Source organism: Methylobacterium brachiatum (assembly GCF_020523825.1).
Taxonomy (GTDB): domain Bacteria; phylum Pseudomonadota; class Alphaproteobacteria; order Rhizobiales; family Beijerinckiaceae; genus Methylobacterium; species Methylobacterium brachiatum.
Window position 1 is genome coordinate 404043 of sequence record NZ_JAJALK010000004.1, and the last position, 19163, is coordinate 423205.

Consider the following 19163-nt stretch of genomic DNA (forward strand, 5'->3'; position numbering starts at 1 on the left):
TGAACGGGCATCCATTCCGGTGCTTCAGGAGGCTACCGTGAAAGTCCTGCTCGCCGCGACGCCGCTCACGGGCCACGTCAATCCCATGCTCGCCGTCGGCCGCCTGCTGGCCGACCGAGGTGACTCGGTCACCTTCGTCACCGATCCCGCCTTCGCCCCGCAAGTCCATGCAGCGGGTTTCCACTTCATCCCTTGCCCGGACCATGGGGCTGCCAGCTACCTCGAACCCCACCTGCCGCCCGGCCCGGAGCGCTGGAGCAACGAGTTCGCCCGGCGCTTCATCGACCCCATGCCGGGCCAGGCCGCCCTACTGCGCGAGCTGATCGAGGACGAGGCTCCGGATATGATCGTCGCCGGCAGCATGTTCCTTGGCGTGCTGCCCCTACTCCAGTCGAGCCGGCCGCGGCCGCGCATCGTCGTCCTGAACGTCAGCGTCCTGTTCCTCGACAGGGCGGACGGCGCCCCGGTCGGTCTCGGGCTGCCCCCCGCCCGGGACGAGAACGAGCGCGCCCGCTACCTGACGCTCGGCGCCGCCATCGACCTGGGGTTCGTGGGGCCTGTTCGGGCCCATGCCGACGGGCGGCTCGCGGCGTTGGGTCTGCCGCCCCTCCCAGCTTCCCTCACGCAATCCATCGTCCAACTGCCCGATGTTTTCCTCCAGCAAGGCGTGCCGGGCTTCGAGTTCGAATGCCGGGCACCGCCGCGCAACCTGCGCTTCATCGGCCTTCTCCCCCTTGGCCGGTCTTTGGCGCCGCGCCCGTCCTGGTGGGACGAACTGGACGGCGACAGGGCAGTGGTCCTCGTCACTCAGGGTACCCTGGCCAACGGTGACCTCACGCAGCTCGTCGTGCCGACGCTCGCCGCCTTGGCCGACCGGGACGACCTCCTCGTCGTCGCGACGACCGGCGGGAAGTCCGTCGATGCCCTCGGGACGAAGCTGCCGCCGAACGCCCGGGTCGCATCGTTCCTGCCCTTCGACGCGATCTTCCCCAAGGTCGACGTGTTCGTGACCAACGGGGGCTACGGCAGCGTCCTGCAATCGCTGGCCGCCGGGGTGCCCATCGTGGCGGCGGGCAAGACGGAGGACAAGGCGGAGGTCGCCGCCCGCGTCGGCTGGTCGGGTGTCGGGATCGACCTCGGGACGAGCACGCCGACGGGCGCGGTCCTCGGCGGGGCCATCGACCGGGTGCTCTCCGAACCCGGCTTCCGGCGCCGGGCGCAGGCGATGGCTGCCGACTTCGAGGAGCTGGATGCCGGACGGGAAATTCTCGGCGCCATCGACGAGCTCTTCCACCGCGACAAGGCTGCCTCGCCCGCCTCCCTGCCGCAGAAAACATCCGAGCCTCGCCCCCGCTCATCCGTCCACACGTTCGGAGCCTCGTGAATGCGCGTCGTGGTCGATCTCAACCGTTGCCAGGGCTACGCCCAGTGCTGCTACGCTGCCCCCGAGCATTTCGAGGTGCGGGGCCACGAGATCCTTTTCTACGACCCCGCCCCGCCGGAGGCGAAACGGGAGCAGATCGAGCGGGCGCAACAGGCCTGCCCCGTCCGGGCCATCGAGGTCGAGTCCGCGGGCCTGACCGAGGAGGCCGAACTGTGATCGGCGTGCAGCGCCCGGGCATCGTGGTGGTAGGGGCCTCGCTCGCCGGGCTGCGGGGCGCGGAGGCGCTGCGCGACGGGGGCTACGATGGCCCCCTGACGATCGTCGGCGACGAGCCCCACCGGCCCTACGACAGGCCGCCCCTGTCGAAGCATGTCCTGGCGGGGGAACTCGCGCCGGAGGCCACCGAGCTGCCCCAGCTCCGCAGCCTGCGCGCCCGGTGGCGGCTCGGCCAGCCAGCGGTGGCCCTCGACCGGGAGCGACGGGTGGTTCGCCTCGCCGATGGCGCGACGCTCCCCTACGAGACGCTGCTGATCGCCACCGGCGCGAGGGCGCGGACATGGCCGGGCGAGGGCGCGGACCTCGCCGGGATATTCACGATCCGCACGGTGGAGGACGCCCGCTCCCTGCGGAATGCCCTCGCGCAGCGTCCCGGTCGCGTCCTCGTCGTCGGTGCCGGATTGATCGGCTGCGAGGCGGCCTCATGCTGCCGAGACCTTGGCTTGGACGTCACCCTCGTCGACCCCAACCCGACGCCCCTCGCTCGCCTGCTCGGGACCGTCATCGGTGGCACGCTCGCCGGGCGGATGAGGGACGCCGGCGTCGACATCCGCATGAACACCAAGATTCACTCGTTCTCCGGCGAGAAGGGCGGGGTGCGCCGCGCTCACTTGCCGGGCGGCGCAACGATCGCGACGGACCTCGTCATCGTGGCCCTCGGCGCGACGCGCGAAACCGGATGGCTCGCCGCGGCGGGCCTCCGCGCCGATGCGGGCGGCCTGACCTGCGACGCAGCCTGCCGGGCGATGACCCTCGCGGGTGAGCTCGATCCCGCAATCTACGCGGCCGGCGACGTCGCGCGCTGGCCCAACCCCCTCACCGGCAATCGCCCGATGACGGTCGAGCACTGGGGAAACGCGGTGGACCAAGCCCGGCACGCGGCCGCCAACATGCTGGCCCGTCCCTCCGAACAGCCTCCGTACGGCCACCTGCCGGCCTTTTGGTCGAGCCAGTTCGGCCTCAACATCAAGCTCGTCGGCCTCACCGAGGGGGCGGACGCCCTGGCCGTCGTCCAGGGGGCGCGGGCCTCGCAGCGGTTCCTGGCGGTTTACGGCAGGGCCGGGCGCAGCGTCGCCGCCGTCTCCTTCGATCAGGCGCGCTGGCTACCCGCCTATGCCGAGGCCGTCGCCGCAGGGTCGGCCTTCCCGCCGATCCTCGGCGCCACCGACCAGCCGCGGATCGAGTGGCTGGAGCCTGGCTTCCCCGTCCCGCGGCGTTCCACCGACCAGGCCGCGCCGACCCTGGAGGCGGCCCATGGGTGACGACACGCTGTTTGCGCAGGTCCTCGACCCGAGGAACCGGCCGGATCCCTACCCGCTGTACGGAAGGTTACGCGAGACGCCGGTCTCCCGCCAAGCCGACGGCAGCTTCGTCGTCAGTACCCATGCCGCAGTGAGGAGCCTCATCTTCGATCCCCGGCTCAGCTCCGAAGACCTGCCGCCCTCCCGGCGGCCCCCCACGGGCAACCCCCTGAGGGACTGGATCCTCAACCCGATCAGGAACCGAGTGGTCAACGCCCACCGTCCGCTGATCTTTCGCGACCCGCCCGACCACGACACCCTGCGCGACTTCGTGATGAAGGAGTTCACCATCGCCCGGGTGCGGGAGTCCCACGCCAAGGTCGCCCGGCTCGTCGATACCCTGATCGACGCGTGCCGGGGCCGCGACACGGTCTGCCTCGTGGACGACCTGTCCTATCCCCTTCCCGTCGCTGTTATCTGCGAGCTTCTCGGCGTGCCCGAGGCCGACGAGGCGCAGTTCCATGCCTGGGCGATCCGCCTCGCGACGGCCCTGGAGCCCGACGCGCGCCACGACGAGGCGGGGCGGCGGGAGATCACCGCGACCTTCGATGCGATCTCGGACTACATGCGCCGGCTGATCCGCGAGAAGCGTCGGCGGCCGGCTGACGACATGCTCAGCGGCCTCGCCGCCCGTGGCGGCCAAGGTCGTCCGGCGATGGGGGACATCGACCTCATCTCGACAGCGATCCTGCTTCTCGTTGCGGGCCACGAGACGACGGTGAACCTCATCACCAACGGAATGCTCACCCTGCTCAGGCACCCGGACGAGCTTGAAAGGCTCAAGGTTGACCCCGCGCGAGCACCCCGCGTGATCGAGGAGATGCTGCGCTACGAGCCCCCCGTCCACTTTCGCACCCGCAAGGCGCTGGGTGCCATCGACGTGGCGGGGGTGACGATCCCGGCGGGATCGCCAGTAATCCTGCTCTTCGCGTCCGCGAGCCGTGACCCGGCACGCTTCGCGGACGCGGACCGGTTCGATCCGGATCGCCGGGACAACCAGCATTTCGGGTTCGGCGGCGGGCTTCACTACTGCGCCGGGGCACCCCTGGCGCGCATCGAGGCTGAGATCGCTCTCGTGACGCTCTGCCGGCGCCTCGTCGCCCCCCGGCTCCTAGATGACCCGCCGCCTTACCGGCCGGGCGCTTCCCTCCGCGGCCCGAAGAACCTCGGGATCACCATCGCGGGGATTACCTGACCTTTCCAGCGAAAGGTCGCCCTTGATAGGAAAATGAAATGTCTCGCAATTTCCGTATTCCCGTCGCCGCTCTCGCCCTGATGGGCGCTCTGACGGCCTTGCCCGCGACTTCCGAGACGCTCAAGGAATTGAGCGTCGCCGGTTCGGACGTCGAACTCAGCCCGTTCGAGACCCGACAGCTTCCCGTCGCCACCGCCAAGGACAAGAAGACCGGGCGGACGTTCAACGTCGTCAAGTTACCGAACGGCAAGATGATGGCCATGCAGTCGATCGAGAAACTGGGAGACCGGCTCTCCTATGCGGACGATTCGGAAATGATGTATGGCAACCATACCGGCTCAACCCGCTGACATCCGTCCCGGGGAGCTAAGATCCGCCGTGTGGCGACAGATATCGCCGCACGGCGCCGCCCTGCCTCCGGCCCGCCGGACGCTCGTTCGTAGCCGTCGCTCAGGAAGACTTGCCAACCCGACGTTCAGGCGTGCTTGTTCCGGGCGCCTGAGGTGCGCCGATGCCCGCCAGGGGGAGCAGCGTTCCTTACCCGTATGACCGCGAGGCCGAAAATGGACCTCCCCAGCCTAAAAGCCGCCGGTTGGAGGAAGGCCAGCGTTGCATGGGGAAGGGTCGGCGCGCTGCCTCCTCAATGGGCCGTCCAGCCACCGTCGACGTTGATCGAGGCGCCCGTGATCGAGGCCGCTGCCGGGCTGCATAAGAAGGCGACGGTACCGGCGATCTCCTCGACGGTGACGAAGCGTTTGTTCGGTTGCTCGGCGAGGAACACCTGACGCACGACCTCCTCCTCCGAGATGCCGTGCGCGGCCGCCTGCGCGTGCACCTGATCCGCGACGAGCGGGGTCCAGACGTAGCCGGGACAGACCGCGTTGCAGGTTATGCCGACCTCGGCAGTCTCCAGGGCCGTGACCTTGGTCAGCCCCACGACGCCATGCTTGGCCGCCACGTAGGCGCTCTTGAACGGCGATCCGATCAGCCCGTGCGCCGAGGCCACGTTGACGATCCGGCCCCAGCCGCGCCGACGCATGTCGGGCAGCACCGAGCGCGTCGCGTAAAACACCGCCGAAAGATTGATGGCCAAGATAGCGTCCCACTTTTCGGGCGGGAACTCCTCGATGGGGCTGACATGCTGGATGCCGGCATTGTTCACGAGGATCTCGACGGGCCCGAGTGCGCGCGCCGAACGGTCGACGAGGTCCATGACGGCGCCGGGCTGCGAGAGGTCGGCATCGTCGTAGCGCACGGACGTCTGGTGCCGCTCGCTCAGATCGTGACAGAGGCGCGTGATCTCGGCCTCGTCGCCGAGGCCATTGATTACGATCAAGGCGCCCTGCTCGGCCAAGGTGTTGGCTATGGCAAGCCCGATGCCGCTCGTGGAACCGGTGACGATGGCCACGCGCCCGTCGAGCGGACGCGTCGTTCCGGTCCGGTCGAGCCCGGCCGACTGAAGTATCCGTAACATTGCTGTTGCCCTGATGGACTATGGCGGGTTCCGATGGAGATTGATCGCTCAAGTCTCGTGCGCGCCAATGCCGAGGCGTAATTGGGTCGATGCGTTTTCATTATTCGCAATCGCCGGTGTCGAGGGCGAGTTGAAAAGCAACGGGGGGTAGGAGGCGGCGATGGAGATCCACGAGATCCGTTACTTTCTCGCGGTCAGCGAGTTAGGCAACTTCACCAAGGCGGCCGAGCGCTGCAGCGTGACGCAACCCGCGCTGACCCGGGCGATCCAGAAGCTGGAGGACGAACTCGGTGGGTTGCTGTTCTCGCGCGAGCGCGGTCACGTGCACCTGACCGATCTTGGACGTCTGCTTGAGCCGGAGTTCAGCGAGATGAACGCGGGACGCGAGCGCGCCAAGCGGGCCGCCTCTCGCTTCCTGCGCCTGGAAGGGGCGCAGCTCACGCTCGGCGTGATGTGCACCATCGGGCCGATGCGCTTCGTCGGCTTCCTGAACCACTTTCGGGTGGCTCATCCGGGCATCGAGTTGACCTTGATCGAGGGCGTACCGGCCCGCCTGTCGGAGATGCTGCTCGCGGGCGAGCTCGACGTGGCGATCATGGCGCAACCGGACGGGTTCTGCGACAATCTGCGAGCGAGCCCGATCTACGAGGAGCGCTTCACGGTCGCCTGCGGGTTGCTCCACGAATTCGCCCGCCGTAACGCGATCTCGATGAGCGACATGGAAGGTCAGATCTATCTGCAGCGGATCAACTGCGAGTACCGCGACCGGCTCGCCGAACTCCTGCGCGAGCAAGGCACCGGAATTCTTCGGTCCCATCGCAGTGAGCGTGAGGACTGGATCCAGAGCATGGTGGCGGCCGGGATGGGAGTCTGCTTCTTGCCCGAGTTCTCCGTCACCCTGCCGGGCATCGCCTTGCTGCCGGTGATGGACCCGGTCGTGTCCCGGCAGGTCTGTCTCGTCACGGTTGCGGGCCGGCGCTGGTCATCGCCACTCGCGGCGCTCGTGGCGGCGCTCGGCCGATATCGCTGGCCTCCCAGCCGGTTCGATCTGGGCGAGGAGGTTACTCCTGAGCCGCTGGTATCCGCGTGAGGCGGGCGCCGAGCCGATAACCGCAAGGCATCGTCCCTACGCCGTAACGGCATTTCTGCCGCGGCCGCTACCCTCGGATGATCCAGGCGCATCCCGACCGGGATGGTTCCGACGTCCATCCAGGAGGGCAGCGATGGCCACGATCCCGAAGATCCGCAATGCGGTCAGATGCAACCTGCGAAGCTCACTCATCACGATTGCGGCCATCGCGCTCGGCGCCAGCACGGCACAGGCTGGTTCCTGCCCGGCGGACAAGGTGGCCGCGAGCGGCAATGGGCAGGCCGAGAGCAAGGCCTTGGCCAAGGGCGTGACCGACACCGTGATCGCCTCGACCGACCTCGTGAAGGAGCCGGTTGGCATAAAGGACCGGCAGTTCCGGTTGCGGCGGCTGGTGATCGAGCCAGGCGGCATCGTCCCCTGGCACAGCCACGGCGACCGCCCGGCCATCATATACGTCGTCGCAGGCGAGGTGGTCGAATACGCGAGCACGTGCGCGGTGCCGATCACCCACAAGGCCGGCGAGGCGACGACGGAGACGCACGCCACCGCGCATTGGTGGAAGAACACCGGCAGCACGACCGCCGTCCTTCTGTCGGCCGACCTCTTCCACGTGAAGGGCGATCCTCACGAGATGTGAGGCCGCGAGAAGGCAAGGAGGCGGGCCATGACCCATCCCGGTACGGTCGGCCTGAACGGGCCTACGCTGCGCGAGGGCAGCTACGCGGGTGACCTCGTCCGCAACCTGGTCATCGGCCTGATGGCATTCCTGACCGTGGTGGACCTGTTCGCAACCCAGGCCATCCTGCCGTCCCTCGCCCAGGCCTACGGGGTGAGCGCCGCCACGATCAGCTTCGCCGTCAACGCGACCACGCTCGGCATGGCCCTCGGCGGTCTCGGAGTAGCCCTGCTCGGTCGGCGTATCGACAGACGCCGCGGCGTGGTCGTCAGCCTGTTGCTTCTCGCCATCCCGACAGCGCTGCTCGGTACCCTGCCGGACCTCATGACCTTTGCCGCGCTCCGGGTGCTGCAGGGCATCTGCATGGCGGCGGCCTTCACGCTGACCCTCGCCTACCTGGGCGAGGCTTGCTCCGCGTCGGCCGCGGCCGGTGCCTTCGCGGCATACGTGACCGGGAACGTTGCCAGCAACCTTGTCGGCCGGCTCGTCGCCGCCGCCCTCGTCGACCACCTCGGGCTGGTCTCGAACTTCATCGCCTTCGCGCTGCTGAACCTCGCCGGCGCCGGCCTCGCCGTGCTCGTGCTGAGAGCCCCCCCGCCCAAACCGAGCGCAGACATGGGCCGGCACGGGCAAACCTCGCCGTTCGCCGTCTGGGCTGAACACTTCGCCAACCCGACGCTACTGGCCGCCTTCGGCATCGGCTTCTGCATCCTGTTCGCCTTCCTGGGAACGTTCACCTTCGTGAATTTCGTCCTGATCGGCTCGCCCTTCCTGGTCGGACCGATGATGCTGGGCTTCGTCTACTTCGTCTTTCTGCCCTCGTTGGTGATCACGCCGCTGGCCGGACGCGTGAGCGCTCGGCTCGGGCTCCGACGCGGCTTGGCCGTGGGCCTGCTGATTGCCGGGCTCGGCCTGCCGCTGCTGACGTCCATGGCCCTCCCGCTCGTCCTGGCCGGTCTCGTCCTCGTCGGGGTCGGCACCTTCCTGGCGCAAGCCATCGCCACGAGCGTCGTCGGCCGGTCCGCAACGGGAGAGCGGACGTCGGCGAGCGGGTTGTACCTCTTTTTCTACTATCTCGGCGGCCTCGCTGGCACGGCCGTCCTTGGACAGGTGTTCGAGCGCTGGGGCTGGGGCGCCTGCGTCCTCGGCGTGGCGGCCTCGCTCGCCCTGGCGGCGGCCCTGACATTGGGCCTGCGCGAGCCGAGTTCGGCCCGAGGTGTGACATAAATCCGAAGCCCGGCGGATCGAGCCCGGACCGCGATGGAGGATGCCATGCTCGATACGGTCCCACCTCAACCTCCCACGAACTCGTCTTCCGCGCCAACGGCACCCGAACCCGAGTCGCTCGCCCATGGCCTGCGCAGGCGATTCGGGCAGATCGTGCTGGTGTTACAGGGAGGCGGGGCTCTCGGCGCCTACCAGGTCGGCGTCTACCAGGCCCTGCACGAGGCCGGGATCGAGCCCGATTGGGTCATCGGCACCTCCATCGGTGCCATCAACGCCAGCCTGATCGCGGGAAATCCCCTGGAGCGCCGCCTCGAACGTCTCGATGCGTTCTGGAGCCGGGTCGAGCATGGTCCGCTGCATCGGACTTTGTCGGCGCTGCCGGTGTTCGGCACCTACGCCGCCAACTGGCTGACGATCACGCAAGGGATCGAACCGTTCTTCACTCCCAACCCGTTTGCCTTTGCCGGGCCGCATGTGCCGCTTGGTGCCGAGCAGGCGGGCTACTACTCGACCCGCCCGCTTGAGGCGACGCTGCGGGATCTCGTCGACCAACCGACGCTGAACCACGGCGGCTGCCGCCTCACGGTGGGGGCGGCGAACGTGGGCACCGGGCAGATGCGTTACTTCGACAGCCGGGACATGCGTCTTGACCTACGCCATGTCATGGCCTCCGGAGCGCTGCCTCCAGCCTTCCCGGCGGTCCGCATCGACGGCCAGCTTTACTGGGACGGAGGTATCCTCTCGAACACGCCTGTCGAGGCGGTGTTCGACGACAACCCGCGCCGGAACTCCCTGGTGTTCGCGATCCATATCTGGAATCCGGAGGGAGCGGAGCCAACCAGTATCTGGGAGGTGATGGGCCGCCAAAAGGACCTGCAATACGCGAGCCGCGCCCATACCCACATCACTCGGCAGAAGCAGTTGCACCGGCTCCGCCACGTCGTCGCGGAGCTCGCCAGGCGCCTGCCGGAGGAGGAGCGACAAACGCCGGAGGTGCGGGAGCTTGAGAGCTTCGGATGCCTGACGCGCATGCATGTGGTGCGGCTCCTCGCACAGCCGGTGGAGGGCCAGGACCATACGGGCGACGTCGACTTCAGCCGCGACGGCATCGCGGCGCGGCGGCAGGCTGGTTACGAGAACACCCGTAAGGCACTCGCCGACGCGCCCTGGGAGCGGGCGGTCGACGAGGTGGAAGGGCTTGTCCTCCACGAGAACGCGTCCGATCCGTCCGTCGGGTCGCTCTGAGATCCCGGAGCGGTTTCCTATCGGAAGTGCATACGATTTGGCCCGCTCCAGCAGGTTTGCGCGGGATCAGCCGCGTCGGGTTGGACCGCACGTCCTCGAAGTTCGAAGCCGGAGGGCATCGTCTTGATGCGCAATCGGCATTTCACGGCGCTGGTACATTCCTCGAAAGTCTAAATCCAATAATAACTTTGGAGTTATGTCATGATGAAAACACTGACGCTCGCCGGCGCGCTCATTGTCACAACATCTGGATATGCTTTGGCCCAGCAAACCTTTTCAGCGTGGGGGCATGACTTTACCGTCTCGCAGTTCGCGCCCCAGCAGATGATGGTCGGCGTCGCGACCGACAGCAAGACGGGGCGAAAGTTCAACGTCGTGAAGCTGAAGAACGGGAAGATGATGGCCATCTCGCCGATCACCGGCATGCAGGGCATGCCCGAGATGGCCCAGGACGACATGGTCCAATAGGCCGGATTTAGGGCTCACTCATCCCTGATGGTTCGGGTGCCTCATGAAAACGCCTTCGAACGTTCTCGGGGCGCCCGTTCCGTTGTTCTGATCCAGATCGGGTGCGTGGCCAGGATCAGGCTCTGAAGCGCTAGGCATCCACCTGTGCTCGACGACATGGTCACCCTGGTCGGTGCGCGGTTCACGGGGCACGCACTGTGGACGCACTTCCGCCTGGCCTCGTTCAACCTAACGCACGGCTTTAGGAGCGCCCATGGGCGCGGGGGCATGGTGGACTACTGCTTAATAAGGACGGATCACTTAGGCGCGTCCGCGTCCTGCAAGATCATATTGCTCTTCGTTGGCGTCAAACACCGGTCACGTGAGCATTGTAGTCCATAGCACTTCTGCCAGGATCGTGATGCCATGCAAATCCATGACCTCGATCAGGCGGCCGCGTTAACGGTCTGGCCTCGTACGACTCCCGCTAGGATTGCGCGGAGCAAGGACTATGTGACCCTTCGCGAGGCGCTCGATGCGGCCGGCAAGGCCATGGCGGCGGAGGACGTCCGGACCTGGATCATCACAGAGGCCGGCGACATCCTGTCCCCGAGCTGGATCGAGGCTCGTGTGGGGACGCCCCTCGCCGGCCGCCGTCCCCACACATGACAAGCGCCAATCTGGATGCATACACGGGCGAACGGTTCGTAACTGCCCTCGTCCCATGCCGAGCAGTAAGCCACCTCAGGCATCCGCCGCCCGCATTGACGCACGTCCTCGCCGGCACCGTCTTTGGCTGGGCACTGCATCAACGCCAGAATGGCCGCACGTCGATCAATGCCTCATGCGCCTTCGCTGCCGAAGCCACGAGCTTCGTTGCCCTTGCCTCGATATCCGCGGCCGTCATCCCCGCCGCGAACAACGCCGAGCCCGAACCGGCCTCGGTCAACTCGTTAAGCAACTCGTGACCGGTGGTGATATCGTTAAGATCGCCCAGGCTGTCTTGCAGGTCTTCGAGTGCCGCAACGAACGCCATGTGGCGCTTGCTGGCTTTCTTATCAATGTAAAGGCCCGCGAAGAACTCGGCGCCATAACGCAGCTTCTTCGCCGCGATGCGGACGTTATGGCGTTCCTCGGCGTTAAGGCTCTCAAGGTCTCGACCACGCTTCTTGACCTGACGCCTGCGTTTCTCCAGCACGCCGGCCGCGAACGCAATCGCCGGCTGATCACGGCGTCGGGCATCCCTGTCGTCGCCGGACGTGAGCCATGATCCGGCGTTGATCCAGGCCACCAGTTCGAGGATGAACCTGCGCCATTCCTCCGAGGCCAGGGTCTTCCGGACGGCCTCATAGGCCTCGGTGCGCTGGGCTTCGAGGTGCTTCTCCAGGTTGAGCAGCCCACCCTCGTCCGGATGGCGCGCACGCTCGGCGGGTAAGGTCCTGGTTAGGAAGACATCGAGGTTGCGTGCCCGGCCCAGCGGCGCCGAGAGCCGCTTGAGGGCGGCCCGCATGGCCTCGCTCCGGCCGTCCGCGATCATGTCGCCGAAGAGCGAGAACGCCGACCGCAGGCGGCGGATCGCGACACGCGTCTGGTGAAGGGCGCCGACATCGCGACGTTCGAGGATGACATCCTCGTTGAGACGCATGTGCCGCAAGCAGGCGTGGGCGATGCTTCGGAAGGCGTCGGCCGCCGTCATCTCTTCCAAAAGCAGGACCGGCTCCGCCTTGCGCATGCCGTTCGGTTCACCGTCGATCAGGGCGAACCCGCGCTCCGGCTTGGTCCGGACCCCGAGCCTCACAGAGACCTGGGAACACATCTCGTGGGCGAGGTCGAAGAGGTCGGCCGGCGAACCCTCCTTCAGTTCGAGTTCGATCTCGCTGATGGTCACGGCGTCGGAAGCGCGCTTCCCGGCGGTCTGAGTGATGCGGCCTTGATCCAACGCGACCTCGATGCGCGAGGCACCCTGTTCGACATGATAGGCGAGGCGCTCGACGGCAACCGTGAACATAGGCGCGAGCTTCGTGTTCTTTCCCAGCAACTTGGCCAGGGGCGTACCTTCCAGGGCGTCGCGGTCGGGTTCCGGTCCCTCGACCGGCCGCTCCCACTCCGACCGTTCGAGCAATCCGTCGCCGGCGCCCTTCGCGGTCTGCACGTATCCATCCTTCGTGCCCCGCACCCGCAGGACGTATCCGGCCTCGCGCAGCCGCCCGTCGTGCGTATCGAAGTAGACGGAGTTCAGCTGATCCCGCTCCTCGCCGACGGCGCCCCGAAGACGCGGGTGCTCCCGCAGAATGGTCAGGTCGGACGCGTCGCAGACCAACTTAAGTTCGATTTCTTTCGGTGCTGTCATCGAATCGTTGTATCGCTCTGAACGCGACCCTTAAAGAGGGAGCGCCATCGAAAGGCGAAAATCCCCTTGGGAATGAGGTGCTCGGGAGCTGGCGACGGATCTTGCATTTCGATGGTGATGTCGACCCAGCATCGACTGCGTGGTGGAGGCACTCGATTGCCCGGGGTCCCTGAGGCTGACCGACACGGGTCCAGAATGGCGCCTTATCGGTCTAAATTTCCTGCGGGTCTGAAACTGCTTCCAAAAATTGACCCTACCCTAGAGCAGGGCTAAGCCATTGCGGGCTTAAGAATTTCGGATAGCTAGGCAGGGTCACGATCGACGTCGATCGTGACCCTGCCTCGACTTTTCATGTTCCCGAAGTTTCAAGTTCTTAGAGCGAGTTCTACTGGGGTCAAACTTCTATGCTTATCGACACGACGACGCGTCGTAGAGATTCGCGCTCCTGCGCCGGTGAAAACAGATATGCGCGCGCTGCACCTCCATTGCTCAAAGCTCGGAGAAATTGTGGATCCTCTTCGGCTCGCAGAAGCATGCCGGCGAGGGCGGCGTCGTCACCGATCGGGAAGTAGCCCGGATATGCGGGACCAAGCAGACCGATGGTACCGGGAATGCCGGAGGCGATGACCGGCAGTCCGGCTGCGATAGCCTCCGATACCACGTTGGCGCCGCCCTCCTGACGCGAACTCAGAACCATGACCCGGCCACGGGTCAGCCAGCGCCGCACCAAGGATTGGGGACGATCCCCGAGCCATAGGTATCGCGAATTGTCAGCCATCTCGGCCCGTGCCCGGGTCGCCCAGACTTCCTCATGGGCACCACCGAGATGGACGATGCGGATGTGGGACCGCACCGGAAGCCTCCGGGCCGCACGGGCGGCGCAGAACGGGTCTTTCTCGGTGCGTAGATGCCCGATCACCAGGACTTCGAAAGCCTCCTCGGAGGCCGCCCAGCGCCGTCGACGAGGCAAGGCGGATTGGAACACCACGTCGACCTTTTGGCGATGGCGTTCAGGAAGTGCGGCGGGGACCAGATCGTGCAGGCCAATCAGCCGGTCCGCGAGGTCGAGCGAGCGCAGGGTCGGCTCGGGATCCGCGGCGAGATAGTGGTAGATGTCCGTGCCCGTGAGGGCGACGATGAGCGGCCGTTCCGGATGGCGCGCCTTGAACCGCGCGATGGACGAGGAGCTGCGCCAGGCGTGCAGCGCCAGCATCAGATCGGCGTCCGCATCGTCCTCATACGTCGTCGCCACATCGACTTGATGGCCGAGATCGCCGAGGATGCGAGCCCAGCGCACTGCCGTGGTCCGGTTGCCGGCGCGGGATGTCTTCGCGGCCGGCGTGATGAGGCTGATCTTCATGGGTTCGACAGGCTTCCGGGACGATTGATGAACGCACAGGTTTCCGCCGCCGGTCTCGTGGCTATGCTGCAGGATGCCCGGGCGCGAACGCTTGAATTGGTGGCAGGCCTCGACCGTGAGCGTCTCATGGGGCCGCAGCTCGACATCGTGAATCCCCTTTTGTGGGAAATCGGGCATCTCGCCTGGTTTCACGAGCATTTCATCCTTCGCGGTCTCGACGGGCAGCCGCCCCTGATGTCGGAGGCCGACGGGCTTTACGATTCCGCGCGGGTGCCCCATGGGACGCGCTGGTCGATCCCGCTGCCCCCACTGGTCGACACCCTCGCCTACATGGCGAGCGTTCACGACGCGCTGGTCCGGCGCCTCGCTGGCCGCGAGCCCACGCCGCAGGAGGCCGAACTCTACCAGCTCGTCACCTACCACGAGGACATGCACGACGAGGCCTTCACCTATTCGCGCCAAACCCTCGGCTATCCGGCGCCGACCTTCGCAGTATCCACCTCAGCACGGGCCGCGGGTTCCGGCCCCTGGCCCGGCGACGTCCCGGTCAGCGGAGGCATCTGGCGGCTTGGGTCGGAGCCTGGCGACGGCTTCGTCTTCGACAATGAGAAATGGGCGCATCCCGTACCGGTTACGCCGTTTCGCATCGCTCGCGCGCCGGTGACGAACGCTGAGTTCGCGGCGTTCGTCACCGATGGCGGTTACCGTGAGGCAGCCTACTGGGACCCGGAGGGGGCGAAGTGGCGCGAAGGCTGCCGCGCCGAACACCCAGTTTACTGGACGCGCCGTGGGGCACGGGAGTGGACCGTGCGGAGGTTCGACCGCGAGGAGCCGCTGGCGCCCGATCAGCCGGTCATCCACGTCAATTGGCATGAGGCGAATGCCTATTGCCGCTGGGCGGGCCGCCGCTTGCCGACGGAAGCCGAGTGGGAGGCCGCCGCCGCAGGTGCGCCGGCGCTCCCCGACACCTTGAGCGAGACCAAGCGCGCCTATCCTTGGGGCGTCGAGGTTCCGACGCCCGAGCTTGCCAATCTCGATGGCGGTCACCTTGGCTGCGTCGATGTCGCGGCCCATCCCGAGGGCGACAGCGCCTGGGGTTGCCGACAGATGATCGGGAACGTCTGGGAATGGACGGCGAGCCCGTTCCTGCCTTTCCCCGGCTTCGCGCCCGACGCCTACAAGGAATACTCGGAGCCTGCCTTCGGGACGCGCAAGGTGCTACGCGGCGGCGCCTGGGTGACCCGCTCGCGCATGGTCGACAACGCCTATCGCAACTTCTTCGGCCCGGAGCGTCGCGACGTTTTCGCGGGCTTCCGGACAGTGGCGCTCTAACGCCTCGCGAACCAGGCCTTGGCGACGGCGGCAACGAGACGGAGCGCCGCCGTCGCGCCGTTGGCCTCGCCCTTCTCGAAGTCTCCGGCTTGCCCCATCTGGTTGGTGACGTGGGCAAAGCATAGGACTGCCTTGTCACGCGCTTGCGCGAAGGCATAGAGCGCTGCCGCTTCCATCTCGACGGCGAGAATGCCCCGCGCCCGGGCCGCGTCGATGGCCTGCCGGGTCTCCCGATAGGGCGCATCGGTCGTCCAGGTCGCACCTCGCTCCACCGGTTCGCCGATCTCGGTCAGGGCGGGGGCGATGGTGGCAACGAGGCCGGCCGACGCCTGCGCAAATTCGGCCGGCGGCAAGTAGTGATAGCTCGTACCCTCGTCGCGAAGCGCTGCCTCGATCAGGATGAAGTAGGGCGGGGCCCGCAAGTCCGTGATCTGACCGGATGACGTCACACTGATCAAAAGTTCGCAGCCCGCGGCGAACATCTGCTCGGCCACCAGCACGGCATAGGGCGCGCCGACCGCGCAGCCGACAATGCCGACATCATGCCCTTCGCGTTCGAACCGGTGGAGTTCACTGTGATAGCAGGCCCAGTCGGGATCGAGCCGCCCCTGGTCCGTCGCACGCAGGTAGCGGACCATGTCGCCGTCCGGGTCGAGCACGCATAGGGCGGGCACGGATCGCGCGGCGAGCCCGCGCTGCCGCCGGGCCTCACGAAGGAGGCTTTCGGGCGTGAACTCCGAGGCCCGCTCGTGCGCCTTGTCGCGCATGATTGGGGCGAGTTCCGCATCGCTCGGCTGCATCGGGGCGCCTCAGGCCTCGACCCGGATGCCGGCGGTCCCGGTTTCGAACCGCCCGACGACGGCGGCTTGGGCAAAGCCCGCGGCCCGGATTTGGACGAGGATCGCCTCGGCGCGCGCGGGCGTGCAGGTCACGAGCAATCCCCCGGATGTCTGGGGATCGGTGAGAATATGCCGGCGCCAGTCCGGCAGGTCTTCGGGAAGGGTGACCTGGCCGCCGAAGCTCGCCCAATTGCGGTGCGAGGCACCCGTGACGAAGCCGTCCTGCGCCAAGGCCTCGGCCTGTGGCAGAAGCGGGATCGCGCCACCGTCGATGACGAAGGTCAGGCCGGCGCCTCGCGCCAGTTCCAGACCATGTCCAAGGAGACCGAAGCCGGTGATGTCGGTCATGGCGTGGACCTCCGCATCGCACGCCAGATCCGCCCCGACCTTGTTAAGGCGCGTCGTGGTGGCGACGAAGTCGGCATAGCCCTCGCTGTCCAGCGCCTCGCGCTTGATCGCGGCGGAGTAGATCCCGACGCCAAGGGGCTTGGTCAGGATCGCGACGTCCCCGGCCCGCGCGTCGGCATTGCGCCTGACCCGGGCACGGTCGCACAGCCCGATGACCGCGAGGCCGTAGATCGGCTCAGGCGTATCGATGGAGTGGCCGCCGGCGATCGGGATGCCCGCCTCGGCGCAGGTGCTCGCACCGCCTTTCAGGATCCTGGCTACGACCTCAGGGGCGATCTTACCGACGGGCATGCCAAGGATGGCGAGCGCCAGAATCGGCTTGCCGCCCATCGCGTAGACATCCGAGATCGCGTTCGTGGCTGCGATGCGTCCGAAGTCATGCGGATCGTCGACCATCGGCGTGAAGAAGTCGGTCGTGGCGATGAGGCAGGTGCCGTCGTCGAGCGCCCAGACCGCGGCGTCGTCCGCCGTCTCGTTCCCGACGAGCAGGCGCTCAAACGGACCCGCCGCCGGCTGATCGGCCAGCAAGGTGCGCAGGACCTCCGGGTCGAGCTTGCAGCCGCAGCCGCCGCCATGGGCGAGGCTCGTCAGCCGGACCGGGGGCATATCGAGCTTGGGATCCTCAGACATTGCGACCTCTGACAGATGGAAACACGGGATTGTCGTAAGGCTGGTCCTACCAGACCAGGGCGGGCATCCGGTACAGGCGACCAACGCGGTCGCCAGGGGGCGTCGGCGTGTCAGTGCCGATATGCAAGGCTGAGAACCCGTGTGCGAGTGCTCCCAGGACGTCGAGCGCGTAGGTGTCTCCGACGCCCAATACGCGGCTTGGGTCGACGGCGCGATCCAGCATCGCTTCCGCCTGAGCGATGCCATTGCCGTAAATGAGGCCTCCCGGCTTGCCGGTCTCCACGACCACGCCGCCGATGTCGCGGTAGCGCCGGGCGACGAGGCCGGCAAACCGCAAACGTTTGTCGCCGACCACGAGGCTGGTGTCAGGGTTGGTGCAAAGCATCTGGAGGCCGCGCCTTAAGGCGACCGCGAGCACCAGGTCCAGGTTATGGTCCGTTTCGGGATACCCGGTGCACACGACGAATTCGGCGGTCTCCGGTTCAGCGAATGCGATGGCCAGCCCCTCGAAGAGGCACCGGTCGCGAAGCGGGCCGATATGCAGGACCGCTCGCCGGTCTTGGTCCTTAAGCAGGATTCGGGTGACGTCGGCGGCGGTGGCCACGCTGTCATAGGCAGGCGCGACCCCTCGGGCGGCCAGAGACCCAAGGAGCCGGGTCCCGGGTTCCGGGGCGTTCGAAACGAGCACCACCGTCCCACCGCAGGCCCGGAACGCGGTCAGGGCTGCCGTAGCCGCGGGGAAAACTTGCCCTTCGTTGTGCAGGACGCCGAAGACGTCGCAGAGCAGGACGTCGTAGCGCCCGGTGAGTTCGCCGAGACCGGAGATCGGCTCGGCCGTGTCAGCCACGGGCTTGGACGATGGTCGTGCAGGCGCTCTCAAGCTTCGGCAGGTCGCGGGTCGCCGCCATCGTGACTGCGAGCGGACGATCCTCTCCCCGCACGATGGGACAATAAGGGTCCACCTCGTCGAGGCGATCCAGGAGGCGCCGCCGGCCGGCGCAGCCCCCGTGGCAGGACGCTTCGTGGATGCAGCCGCGACACGGCTCGGGCAGGGACCTGGCCGCCACGAAGGGCGCGGTGTCGAGGATGCCGGCACCGGCTTCGAGCAGCGTGTCGAGGCTCTGCCCGGCGCCCCAGTACACGCAGGGCTGCACCGTGGCGCGCGGTGTCACGCGCACGGTCCCGACCCCGCATCCACCCTTGCGCGCTGGCATTCCGGCCATGGCCCGGACGAGGGGCTCGCCGATGGCAATGACGTCGGTCTCGGCCAACAGGCGCTCGAACCCGCTCCAGTATTCCTCGTAGGTCAGGGCGAAGGCGTCGGTGCGCACGGCCTGGTAGACGTTGATGCGCAGCGGTGCGTCGAAGGCCTTGGCGATGGCAGCGATCTCGTGCAGGCGGTCGAAGTTGGTGCGCATCATGACCGCGATGAAGGTGACGCCGACGCCGAGCCGTCTGCAGCGCGAGGCCTGCTCCATGACGAGGTCCCAGTTGCCGTCGCCCCGCTGCGCATCCTGCTCGGCTTTCGTCGGATAATCGATCGAGAACTCGATGTCGGCGAAAGCCTGCACGGCCGCATCGTCGATCATCGCGATGGAGTGGCCGTTCGAGGTGATGGTGAGCTTGATTGGCTCGGCCCGCAGCAGGTCGAGCAGGGCCGGGAACTGCGGATGCATCCCATTCTCGCCGGTGCCGAGATTGACCGACCGGACCGGCAAGCGGTCGAGGACCGCACGGACCTGCGTGGGACCCAGGCGGTCCACCCTGTCCGGATCGCGATAGCAGAAGCTGCAGGCGAGATTGCACTCGTTCGTCAGCCCCAGGCCTAGCGAGAAGGTGCGGACTGGATCGGGCGCGGGCATGGGCGTGGCTGTCATTCGGTCCTGCCGATAACCGCGGACAAAGGGAGAAGGCGACCGCGAGACACGC

Annotated in this window: 19 protein-coding genes; 12 read left to right on the forward strand and 7 right to left on the reverse strand. The window is 67.1% G+C overall.

Translation table 11 applies throughout. The annotated features are described in order from the left end of the window. The first annotated feature begins 37 nt into the window (after nt 1-37). The 5 genes from LGR69_RS11975 to LGR69_RS11995 are packed head-to-tail and all read left to right on the forward strand — an operon-like array spanning nt 38 to nt 4506. Complete coding sequence (locus LGR69_RS11975) at nt 38-1384, forward strand: glycosyltransferase (RefSeq protein ID WP_230366164.1); 1347 nt, start codon at nt 38-40, stop codon at nt 1382-1384. Further along, complete coding sequence (locus LGR69_RS11980) at nt 1385-1600, forward strand: ferredoxin (RefSeq protein WP_066921024.1); 216 nt, start codon at nt 1385-1387, stop codon at nt 1598-1600. Continuing rightward, nucleotides 1597-2922 carry an NAD(P)/FAD-dependent oxidoreductase gene (locus tag LGR69_RS11985; RefSeq protein ID WP_230366165.1) on the forward strand — a complete coding sequence of 442 codons (1326 nt, stop codon included), beginning with the start codon at nt 1597-1599 and terminating at the stop codon, nt 2920-2922. The genes LGR69_RS11980 and LGR69_RS11985 overlap by 4 nt, the downstream gene beginning before the upstream one ends. Continuing rightward, entirely contained in the window at nt 2915-4156 is a 1242-nt protein-coding gene (locus LGR69_RS11990; RefSeq protein WP_063986898.1) for a cytochrome P450, read from the forward strand. Before LGR69_RS11985 ends, LGR69_RS11990 begins: the two co-directional genes overlap by 8 nt. Before the next feature lie 38 nt (nt 4157-4194). Next, a complete protein-coding gene (locus LGR69_RS11995; protein ID WP_063986897.1) occupies nt 4195-4506 on the forward strand; it encodes a hypothetical protein in 312 nt (103 codons plus the stop codon). 290 nt (nt 4507-4796) lie between these two features. On the opposite strand, the gene LGR69_RS12000 is transcribed toward LGR69_RS11995, so the two are convergent. Beyond that, on the reverse strand, nt 4797-5630 hold the full coding sequence (locus LGR69_RS12000) for a 3-hydroxybutyrate dehydrogenase (protein ID WP_063986896.1): 834 nt from the start codon (nt 5628-5630) through the stop codon (nt 4797-4799). A gap of 160 nt (nt 5631-5790) precedes the next feature. Here LGR69_RS12000 and LGR69_RS12005 point away from each other — a divergent pair, with 160 nt between their 5' ends. From LGR69_RS12005 to LGR69_RS12030, 6 genes are all read left to right on the forward strand, one after another. Next, nucleotides 5791-6720: a LysR family transcriptional regulator gene (locus LGR69_RS12005; protein ID WP_063986895.1), complete on the forward strand. Its 930-nt coding sequence runs from the start codon at nt 5791-5793 to the stop codon at nt 6718-6720. 133 nt (nt 6721-6853) lie between these two features. Beyond that, on the forward strand, nt 6854-7357 hold the full coding sequence (locus tag LGR69_RS12010; RefSeq protein WP_063986894.1) for a cupin domain-containing protein: 504 nt from the start codon (nt 6854-6856) through the stop codon (nt 7355-7357). 27 nt (nt 7358-7384) lie between these two features. After that, nucleotides 7385-8623: an MFS transporter gene (locus LGR69_RS12015; RefSeq protein WP_082773257.1), complete on the forward strand. Its 1239-nt coding sequence runs from the start codon at nt 7385-7387 to the stop codon at nt 8621-8623. Nucleotides 8624-8668: 45 nt separating this feature from the next. Further along, nucleotides 8669-9868 carry a patatin-like phospholipase family protein gene (locus tag LGR69_RS12020; protein WP_082773265.1) on the forward strand — a complete coding sequence of 400 codons (1200 nt, stop codon included), beginning with the start codon at nt 8669-8671 and terminating at the stop codon, nt 9866-9868. A 201-nt stretch (nt 9869-10069) separates the two neighbouring features. After that, a complete protein-coding gene (locus LGR69_RS12025; RefSeq protein ID WP_012457154.1) occupies nt 10070-10336 on the forward strand; it encodes a hypothetical protein in 267 nt (88 codons plus the stop codon). Between the two features lie 492 nt (nt 10337-10828). After that, on the forward strand, nt 10829-10984 hold the full coding sequence (locus LGR69_RS12030; RefSeq protein ID WP_230366166.1) for a hypothetical protein: 156 nt from the start codon (nt 10829-10831) through the stop codon (nt 10982-10984). 139 nt (nt 10985-11123) lie between these two features. Here the strand turns inward: LGR69_RS12030 and LGR69_RS12035 are convergent, their stop codons facing one another. Together LGR69_RS12035 and senB are read right to left on the reverse strand one after the other, a co-directional pair. Continuing rightward, on the reverse strand, nt 11124-12665 hold the full coding sequence (locus LGR69_RS12035) for a CYTH and CHAD domain-containing protein (RefSeq protein WP_012457151.1): 1542 nt from the start codon (nt 12663-12665) through the stop codon (nt 11124-11126). Nucleotides 12666-13059: 394 nt separating this feature from the next. Further along, nucleotides 13060-14025: a selenoneine biosynthesis selenosugar synthase SenB gene (gene senB, locus LGR69_RS12040; RefSeq protein ID WP_012457150.1), complete on the reverse strand. Its 966-nt coding sequence runs from the start codon at nt 14023-14025 to the stop codon at nt 13060-13062. A gap of 27 nt (nt 14026-14052) precedes the next feature. Here senB and senA point away from each other — a divergent pair, with 27 nt between their 5' ends. Further along, nucleotides 14053-15357, forward strand: a complete 1305-nt coding sequence (gene senA, locus LGR69_RS12045; protein ID WP_066925594.1) for a selenoneine synthase SenA — start codon at nt 14053-14055, stop codon at nt 15355-15357. On the opposite strand, the gene LGR69_RS12050 is transcribed toward senA, so the two are convergent. From LGR69_RS12050 to LGR69_RS12065, 4 genes are read right to left on the reverse strand one after another with little or no spacing between them, the layout of a single operon-like run. Continuing rightward, the gene (locus LGR69_RS12050; RefSeq protein ID WP_066925597.1) at nt 15354-16157 is read right to left on the reverse strand and encodes a nucleoside phosphorylase; all 804 of its coding nucleotides are present in this window, start codon (nt 16155-16157) and stop codon (nt 15354-15356) included. The genes senA and LGR69_RS12050 overlap by 4 nt on opposite strands. Before the next feature lie 9 nt (nt 16158-16166). After that, nucleotides 16167-17234, reverse strand: a complete 1068-nt coding sequence (gene selD / locus LGR69_RS12055) for a selenide, water dikinase SelD (protein WP_066925600.1) — start codon at nt 17232-17234, stop codon at nt 16167-16169. 46 nt (nt 17235-17280) lie between these two features. Continuing rightward, nucleotides 17281-18081 (reverse strand): HAD family hydrolase, encoded by an 801-nt coding sequence (locus tag LGR69_RS12060; RefSeq protein ID WP_066925603.1) that lies wholly within the window; start codon nt 18079-18081, stop codon nt 17281-17283. Next, complete coding sequence (locus LGR69_RS12065; RefSeq protein WP_066925607.1) at nt 18074-19111, reverse strand: radical SAM protein; 1038 nt, start codon at nt 19109-19111, stop codon at nt 18074-18076. Before LGR69_RS12065 ends, LGR69_RS12060 begins: the two co-directional genes overlap by 8 nt. Between the last annotated feature and the right edge of the window lie 52 nt (nt 19112-19163).

What these genes read in the sequence shown, in the direction of transcription:
- LGR69_RS11980 (WP_066921024.1), top strand. Translation starts at nt 1,385, where the DNA reads ATGCGCGTCGTGGTCGATCTCAACCGTTGCCAGGGCTACGCCCAGTGC.
- LGR69_RS11990 (WP_063986898.1), top strand. Translation starts at nt 2,915, where the DNA reads ATGGGTGACGACACGCTGTTTGCGCAGGTCCTCGACCCGAGGAACCGG.
- LGR69_RS11995 (WP_063986897.1), top strand. Translation starts at nt 4,195, where the DNA reads ATGTCTCGCAATTTCCGTATTCCCGTCGCCGCTCTCGCCCTGATGGGC.
- LGR69_RS12000 (WP_063986896.1), bottom strand. Translation starts at nt 5,630, where the DNA reads ATGTTACGGATACTTCAGTCGGCCGGGCTCGACCGGACCGGAACGACG.
- LGR69_RS12005 (WP_063986895.1), top strand. Translation starts at nt 5,791, where the DNA reads ATGGAGATCCACGAGATCCGTTACTTTCTCGCGGTCAGCGAGTTAGGC.
- LGR69_RS12010 (WP_063986894.1), top strand. Translation starts at nt 6,854, where the DNA reads ATGGCCACGATCCCGAAGATCCGCAATGCGGTCAGATGCAACCTGCGA.
- LGR69_RS12015 (WP_082773257.1), top strand. Translation starts at nt 7,385, where the DNA reads ATGACCCATCCCGGTACGGTCGGCCTGAACGGGCCTACGCTGCGCGAG.
- LGR69_RS12020 (WP_082773265.1), top strand. Translation starts at nt 8,669, where the DNA reads ATGCTCGATACGGTCCCACCTCAACCTCCCACGAACTCGTCTTCCGCG.
- LGR69_RS12025 (WP_012457154.1), top strand. Translation starts at nt 10,070, where the DNA reads ATGATGAAAACACTGACGCTCGCCGGCGCGCTCATTGTCACAACATCT.
- LGR69_RS12035 (WP_012457151.1), bottom strand. Translation starts at nt 12,665, where the DNA reads ATGACAGCACCGAAAGAAATCGAACTTAAGTTGGTCTGCGACGCGTCC.
- senB (WP_012457150.1), bottom strand. Translation starts at nt 14,025, where the DNA reads ATGAAGATCAGCCTCATCACGCCGGCCGCGAAGACATCCCGCGCCGGC.
- senA (WP_066925594.1), top strand. Translation starts at nt 14,053, where the DNA reads ATGAACGCACAGGTTTCCGCCGCCGGTCTCGTGGCTATGCTGCAGGAT.
- LGR69_RS12050 (WP_066925597.1), bottom strand. Translation starts at nt 16,157, where the DNA reads ATGCAGCCGAGCGATGCGGAACTCGCCCCAATCATGCGCGACAAGGCG.
- selD (WP_066925600.1), bottom strand. Translation starts at nt 17,234, where the DNA reads ATGTCTGAGGATCCCAAGCTCGATATGCCCCCGGTCCGGCTGACGAGC.
- LGR69_RS12065 (WP_066925607.1), bottom strand. Translation starts at nt 19,111, where the DNA reads ATGACAGCCACGCCCATGCCCGCGCCCGATCCAGTCCGCACCTTCTCG.